This window comes from uncultured Senegalimassilia sp. (assembly GCF_934632265.1).
In the GTDB taxonomy this organism is placed as follows: Bacteria; Actinomycetota; Coriobacteriia; order Coriobacteriales; family Eggerthellaceae; genus Senegalimassilia.
The window spans coordinates 1-6844 of record NZ_CAKTYH010000106.1; the positions used below are offsets into that span (position 1 = coordinate 1).

The window sequence follows — 6844 nt, forward strand, 5'->3', positions numbered from 1 at the left end:
TCTGGTCAAGGAAGGCCAGGCCCAGGGCTTTTTCTCCGCCGGCTCCACAGGCGCCTGCTTGGCGGCTGCAACGCTTGTCATGGGGCGCATCAAGGGCATCTCGCGCCCGTGCCTGGCAACGGTGGTCCCAAGCCCCGTCCGCCCCATCGTGCTGTGCGACGTCGGCGCCAATGCCGATTGCAAGCCCGAGTACCTGGTGCAGTTCGCCCAGATGGGCAGCGTGTATGCGCAGAAGATCTTGGGCTACGAGTCGCCCAAGGCCGCGCTTCTCAACATCGGCGAGGAGGACACCAAGGGCAACGCCCTTGCCCAGGAGGCCCATCAGCTCATGGCCAAGCGCCTGCCCAACTTCGCGGGGAACTGCGAGGGGCGCGACGTGCTCGGCGCGCAGTACGAGGTGGTGGTCACCGACGGGTTCACGGGCAACGTGTGCCTGAAAACCATCGAGGGTGCCTCGAAGGTGCTCTTCGGCGCCATCAAGGACGCCATGATGTCCACCACGAAGGGCAAGATCGGTGCCCTGTGCGTCAAAGACGGGCTGAAGGGCCTGAAAAGCCAGGTGTCGCCCGACACCTATGGCGGCGCCCCGCTTCTCGGCGTGAAGGGGGCCTGCATCGTCGGGCACGGAAGCTCGGGCGCGGTTGCCATCGAAAACGGCGTCCTTACCACGGCGCGCGTGGTGCGTCAGGGCGTTTCTGAAATAATTCAGCACATGGCCCAGGCTGGAAACGGCTCGGATACAATCAAGTAGCACCATATGAACCAGCCGCTGATTGCGGTATGGTCGCATCATCGTCGATTCTCATTCATACCGGTTTCGGAGGTTGCATGACCTTAACAGATGAACAAGCCTCAAAACTGCAAAGGGCGGAGGAGGTCCTGGGCTACTCGTTTTCCAACAAGCAGCTCATCTTGTCCGCCATCACGCACCCGTCGGCCACCGAAGGCCGTGCGGTGAAGTATTCCTATGAGCGCCTGGAGTTTCTGGGCGACTCCATTCTGGGCGCCATCGTCGCGGACGTGGCCTTCGAGCGCTTCCACGAGCTCGATGAAGGCGGTCTGACGCGCATCAAGGTGGCGCTCGTGTCGGGCGCAAGCCTGTCGGATGTGGCGTCCGGCCTCGGCTTCGCCGACATCATCGTGTTCGGCTCCTCTGAGACGGGCACGGGCAAGCGCGGCCTGCATTCGGCGCTTGAAAACGTCTACGAGGCCGTGGTGGCCGCATTGTACCTGGACGGCGGCGTGGAGGCTGCGCGCGACTTCATCAATCGCACGCTTATCCCGCGCATGTCCGAGGAGATGGCGCTTGAACCGGAAAACCCGAAAAGCGCGCTGCAGGAGCGCCTGCAGGAAGACGGCATCACGCCCACCTACAAGCTGGTGGAGACGCAGGGCCCGCCGCATGACCGCACGTTCGTGGCCCAGGTGTTCGCAGGCAATCAGGGCTTGGCGCGCGGCACGGGCCGCACGAAGAAGGAAGCGGAGAGCCAGGCGGCGAAGTCCACGTTGGCGCGTCTCGGCGAGTTTTTCGGTTTGGGCATGGACGAGCAGGCCCGCGCCGAGAAGGCCGCCGCGGCCAAGCAGGCCAAGGCCGAGAAGGCCGCTGCGCGCGCCGAGGAGAAGGCTCGCAAGAAGCATGAGCGCGAACTGCATAAGAGCATGAAGCAGGGCTAGCGTATGTACTTGAAGTCGCTCGTGCTCAAGGGCTTCAAATCGTTCGCCGACAGAAGCGCGCTTTCCCTGGAGCCGGGCATCACCGCCGTGGTGGGACCGAACGGCTCCGGCAAATCCAACATATCCGATGCCGTGTTGTGGGTGCTCGGCGAGCGCAACGCCAAGCACCTGCGCGGTCAGGCTATGGAAGACGTCATCTTCGCAGGCTCGTCGGCCCGAAAGGCCACGGGCCTTGCCGAGGTTGAGCTGGTGCTCGACAACTCCGACGGCAAGCTGCCGGTCGACTTCGACGAGGTTTCCATCACGCGCCGCATGTATCGCAGCGGCGAGAGCGAGTACCTCATCAACGGCAGCGTCGCGCGCCGCATGGACGTGCTCGACATCCTGCACGATTCCGGTCTGGGCACCGGAACGCATTCCATCATCGGCCAGGGCAGCCTGGACTCCATCTTGCAATCCAAGCCTGAGGACCGCCGCGCGCTCATCGAGGAGGCCGCCGGCGTGCTCAAGCACAAGCAGCGCAAGGCGAAAAGCGAGCGCAAGCTTGCCTCCATGGACGCTACGCTCGCGCGCGTGCGCGATGTGGCGGGCGAGGTGGGCCGCCAGCTCGGCCCGCTCGAGCGCAAGGCGAAGAAGGCCCGCGCCTACCAGGAGCTTTCCGGGCAGCTTACCGATGTCAGCCTTGCGTTGGCCGTCGACGACCTGCGCTGTTTGCGGCAAAGCTGGGATGCGGCCTGCGCCGGTGAACATCAGCTGGTGGAGGACCTTCAGGCCCGTCATCAGGACATCTCCACGGCCGAAGCCGCCGCCGAGGCGCTGCAGGAGCAGATTCGCAAGCAAACCCAGAACGCAGGCGACCTGTCGCGCAGCTATCAGCGCGCGTCGTCGGCCGTCGAACGCTTCGACGGCGCCGTGCTGCTGCTGCACGAGAAGCGCCGCGGGGCGCAGGGCCTTGAGGCAGATGTGCGCGTGAAGCTGGAATCGGGCCGCGCCAAGCGCGCCGAGGCCGTGGCCGAGCGCGAGCAGGCGGCGGCGCAGCTCGAGGCGGTGCGCCGCGACCTTGCCGCCGCGCAGGCGGCCGTCGAGCGCCTTGACGCCTCCCGTCGCGAGAACGCTCAGGCGCGTCGCAGCGTAGAAGATGAGCTTGAGGATCTCAAGCGCCAGGGCCGCGCCGACGATCGCGCTTCCGAGGACGCGCGGCGCCGTCTGTCGCAGACGCAGGAGGCGCTGGCCAACGGCTTGGCGCATGCCAAGCTGGTGGAGGGTCGTGCCAAGGAGCTCGAGCTGGCGCTCGGCCATGCCGAGGAGCAGGCTCAAAAGCTCGAGGACGCCCGTGCGAACGCCCAACGTTCGCTCGATGATGCCCAGCAAGCCGAATCGCAGGCGCGCGCCTCCGTTGCCGCCGCCATCAAGGAGCGCGACGCCGTCCGCGCCGCGCTCGATGAGGCTCATCGCCAGGTCACCTCGCTGGAAAGCCGTATCTCGGCGCTCGAAGAGGTCGAGCGTGCGTCTGCCGCGGCGGGCCCCGCCCGTGCGTGGCTCATCGAGCACGCGCGCATCTCCGGTCAGCAGCTCGAGCCCTTGGCCCGCGCCGTGCGCGCGCCGCAGGGCTTCGAGGCGCTTGTGGAGCATCTGCTCTCCGGCGACGCCGAGGCGCTTATGGCCCCTTCGGTCGACGCGGCGGCGGGCCTTGCGGGCAACGTGCTGGAAAGCGGCCGTGACGGCCAGGTGTCGCTGCTTCCCGCCGGCGGCATGCGCCCCGGCGCTCCCGCGCGCCAGGCCGCGCAGGCCTGCGGCGGCACGGCGCTTGTGGATCTGCTGGAGTATCCCGAGCAGGCAGCTTCCACGGTGGAGGCGCTGCTCGGCGACGTGGTGGTATGCGAGACCTTCGAAGCGGCGCGTCAGGCTCAGGCGGCGCGCATGCAGGATGGGGCGGCTGCCCCCATGCGCTTCGTGGCCGCCGACGGGTGCATCGCCTGGCCCAGCGGCAAGCTGACGGTGGGCACGGTCGACGCTGGCGCCGAGGGCGCCTTGGCCCGCGCGCGCCAGCTCGATGAGCTGCGCTCATCGCTTTACGCCGCATCCGAACAGCATAAGGAAGCCGAACAGGTCGAGCGCCAAGCCGAGGAGGCGTTGCGCGCCGCCCAGGCCGAAAGCCTGCAGCTCTCCCAGCAGCTGGCCGAGCGCCGAGGCGCCGCGCAGGCGGCGTCGGCCGAGGCCAAGCGCGCCGCCGATGCGCTCGCGTCCACGCGCCGCGAGTTCGCCGACGTGGAGCGCCAGCGCCAGCAGGCGGATAAGACGGTCGCCGAGGCGCGCCCCAACGTCGACAAGCTTGAGGCGCAGCTGGCCGAGCTTGCGCAAGCGGCCCAAGCCCGTGCCGTGCGCACTGAGGAGCTTGAAGCCAAGGTGGTGCCGCTTCGCAAGGAGGCGGCGCAGCTGCGTGACGGCTTGTCGGAGGCGAAGCTCTCGGCTGCCACGCTGCGCGAACGCGACACCTATACCGCGCGCATCGTGGACGCCCGCGGCCGCGACGTGGCCGCGGTGGACGCCGCCGAGGACGAGTTGAAAAGCCAGCTGGCGCGCAAGATCGTGGCGCAGCAGCGCATCGCGCCGCTTCTGGCGGTGTTCGAGGAGCTCACCGCCAGCGCCCGCCGCTGGACGCACGACCTTGAGCAGCGGGCCCAGCAGGCGCAAGATTCTTCTGCCGGCCTGCATGCGCAGGTCACCGCCGCACGCGAGCAGGCCAAGGCGGCCCATGACGCCTACGACGACGTCAACGCCCGTCTGTCCGCCGCCCGTGTGGAGAAGGGGCGCCTGGAGGTGCGCGTCGACGCCGCCGTCAACTCCATCGTGCAGGATATGGGCGTGCCGCTCGAGACGGCGCTTGCGCTTCCGGAGCTTGACGACCGCGGCGCTGCCGAGGAGAACGCGTTCAAGCTGCGCCGCCGCATCGCGAACATGGGCGCCATCAACCCCGACGCCGCCCAGGAGTACGAGCAGCTGCGCAGCCGCTACGATTACCTGGCGGCCCAGCTGGCCGACCTCGATGGCGCGCGGCGCAGCTTGGCCAAGATCGTCCGCGTCATCGATGCACGCATGAAAGACGACTTCGTCAGCACGTTCAACGCGGTCAACGACAACTTCCGCAGCATCTTCGCCAACTTGTTCCCGGGCGGCTCGGCCGAGCTCATCCTCACCGATCCCGATGACCTGGAAAACACCGGCGTGGAGGTCAGCGCGCAGCCGGCGGGCAAGCGCATCACGAAGATGATGCTCATGTCCGGCGGCGAGAAGTCGCTCACGGCGCTTGCGCTGCTGTTCGCGGTTTACCGCATCCGCAGCGCGCCGTTTTACATCCTCGACGAGGTGGAGGCGGCGCTCGACGACAGCAATCTGCGCAGGCTCACGGCGTACCTGCAGTCCATCCGCAATGACACGCAGCTCATCATGATCACGCACCAGCGCCGCACCATGGAGATGTCCGACGTGCTGTTCGGCGTGTCCATGCAATCCGACGGCGTCACCAAGGTGATTAGCCAGAAGCTCGATCACGCCCTGAAATACGCGGAATAGGGAAGACATCGCGCTGGAAGGCCCCGGTTACCGGTTGTAACCGGGGCCTTCCCCGTGTAATTCGTGTTCGCCGGCTGCTTGGGATGCCGAGGGCGCGGCAGCAGGGTATACTTCTTCACGAATCAAACGCGCGATGCGCCTACCCGCAAGCTCGTCTGCCGGGTATGTTCGCAGCCGGCCGACCGAGCTCAGGTCGGCTTTCTGGAATGCGATCGGCCCACGGGGCCGCCGGGCATCGCGCACTATGCGACGGTTTGCGACACAAGGGGAGCAACATGGGATTTTTCGACCGCATCAGCCAGGGGCTGCAACGTTCTCGCGACAGGTTCAAGGAGGAGATGAACGTCCTCCTCGATCGCGGTCCCGACCTTGATGAGGAGTTCTGGGACGGCCTGGAGGAAACGCTCATCCTGGCCGACATCGGCGGCGCGGCGGCGTGCGACATCGTGGAGAACCTGCGCGACCAGGCCACGCGCAAGGCGCTTCCCGACGCCTATGCCGTGCTCGACATGCTTAACGACCAGATCGCCGACACGTTCACCGAAGGCGGTCAGGAGATCCTCGGCGGCGACCCGGCGTGCGTGCTGTTCGTCGGCATCAACGGCACGGGCAAGACCACCACGGTGGGCAAGCTGTCCAAGGAAGCGCACGACGCGGGCCGCAAGGTCATCCTGGGCAGCGCCGACACGTTCCGCGCCGCTGCCATCGAGCAGCTCGAGGTGTGGGCGAAACGCGCCGACGTGGAAATGGTCACGCGCGAGCGCGGCGCCGACCCGGCAAGCGTGTGCTACGACACCATCGAGCGCGCCGAGGCCGAAGACGCCGATTTGGTGCTCATCGACACCGCCGGGCGTCTTCACACCTCCGCAGACCTCATGCGCGAGCTGGCGAAGGTGGTCAACGTGGTGCGCAAGCGCTCGAAGCTGCCCGTCTACATCGTGCTCGTCATCGACGCCACCACCGGCCAGAACGGCTTGCAGCAGGCGCGCGAGTTCAACCGCGAGCTCGAGCTGGACGCGCTCATCGTCACGAAGCTCGACGGCACGGCCAAGGGCGGCATCGCGCTGGCGGTGAGCCACGAGCTTGAGCTGCCCATCATCAAGATCGGCGTGGGCGAGGGCCTTGACGACCTGCGCGACTTCGACGCCCACGATTTCGCCCGCGCCCTCGTCGGCGCGTTCGACCAGCGTCAAGCGTAACCGCCATGGATACCTCGGCTTGCATACAGCAGGTGTACCACGCGCCCGACGTGTATCTCGTGCAGGTGCCCTTCGAGAACATCTCCACCTCCGCCACCAATTGCTACGTCATCATGGACCAGGGCGAGGCGCTTGTGGTGGATACCGGCGCGCCTTCCGACGAGGGCGCGAAGGTGCTGTCGGACGCGCTCGATGAGCTGGGCGTGGACCGCGGCCGCGCCAAGTGGTTCCTCACGCACTTCCACCTGGACCATGCCGGCCTGATCGATCGCGTGGTCCCCGAGGGCGCCCCGCTTTTCGTGGGCGGCGTCGAGCTGGGCGAGGCGCGCGTCACGCGCACCGGCGTGTTCATCGATGCGCTCACGCGGACGTATCGCCAGCAGGGCGTGGCCCTGTCC

Annotated in this window: 5 protein-coding genes; all 5 read left to right on the forward strand. The window is 67.2% G+C overall.

The window, feature by feature from the left end; genetic code table 11:
* A partial coding sequence (gene plsX / locus Q0H50_RS07640) for a phosphate acyltransferase PlsX (protein ID WP_294421059.1) occupies window positions 1–751 on the forward strand: 751 nt, incomplete at its 5' end.
* A 77-nt stretch (window positions 752–828) separates the two neighbouring features.
* Window positions 829–1674: a ribonuclease III gene (gene rnc, locus Q0H50_RS07645; protein ID WP_366936650.1), complete on the forward strand. Its 846-nt coding sequence runs from the start codon at window positions 829–831 to the stop codon at window positions 1672–1674.
* Window positions 1675–1677: 3 nt separating this feature from the next.
* Window positions 1678–5247, forward strand: coding sequence for a chromosome segregation protein SMC (gene smc, locus Q0H50_RS07650; protein WP_294421064.1), 3570 nt, complete (start codon window positions 1678–1680; stop codon window positions 5245–5247).
* 275 nt (window positions 5248–5522) lie between these two features.
* Window positions 5523–6446, forward strand: a complete 924-nt coding sequence (gene ftsY / locus Q0H50_RS07655; RefSeq protein WP_294421065.1) for a signal recognition particle-docking protein FtsY — start codon at window positions 5523–5525, stop codon at window positions 6444–6446.
* Between the two features lie 5 nt (window positions 6447–6451).
* Window positions 6452–6844: MBL fold metallo-hydrolase (locus tag Q0H50_RS07660; protein WP_294421067.1), on the forward strand; the 393-nt coding region annotated here is incomplete at its 3' end.

What these genes read in the sequence shown, in the direction of transcription:
- smc (WP_294421064.1), top strand. Translation starts at nt 1,678, where the DNA reads ATGTACTTGAAGTCGCTCGTGCTCAAGGGCTTCAAATCGTTCGCCGAC.
- rnc (WP_366936650.1), top strand. Translation starts at nt 829, where the DNA reads ATGACCTTAACAGATGAACAAGCCTCAAAACTGCAAAGGGCGGAGGAG.
- ftsY (WP_294421065.1), top strand. Translation starts at nt 5,523, where the DNA reads ATGGGATTTTTCGACCGCATCAGCCAGGGGCTGCAACGTTCTCGCGAC.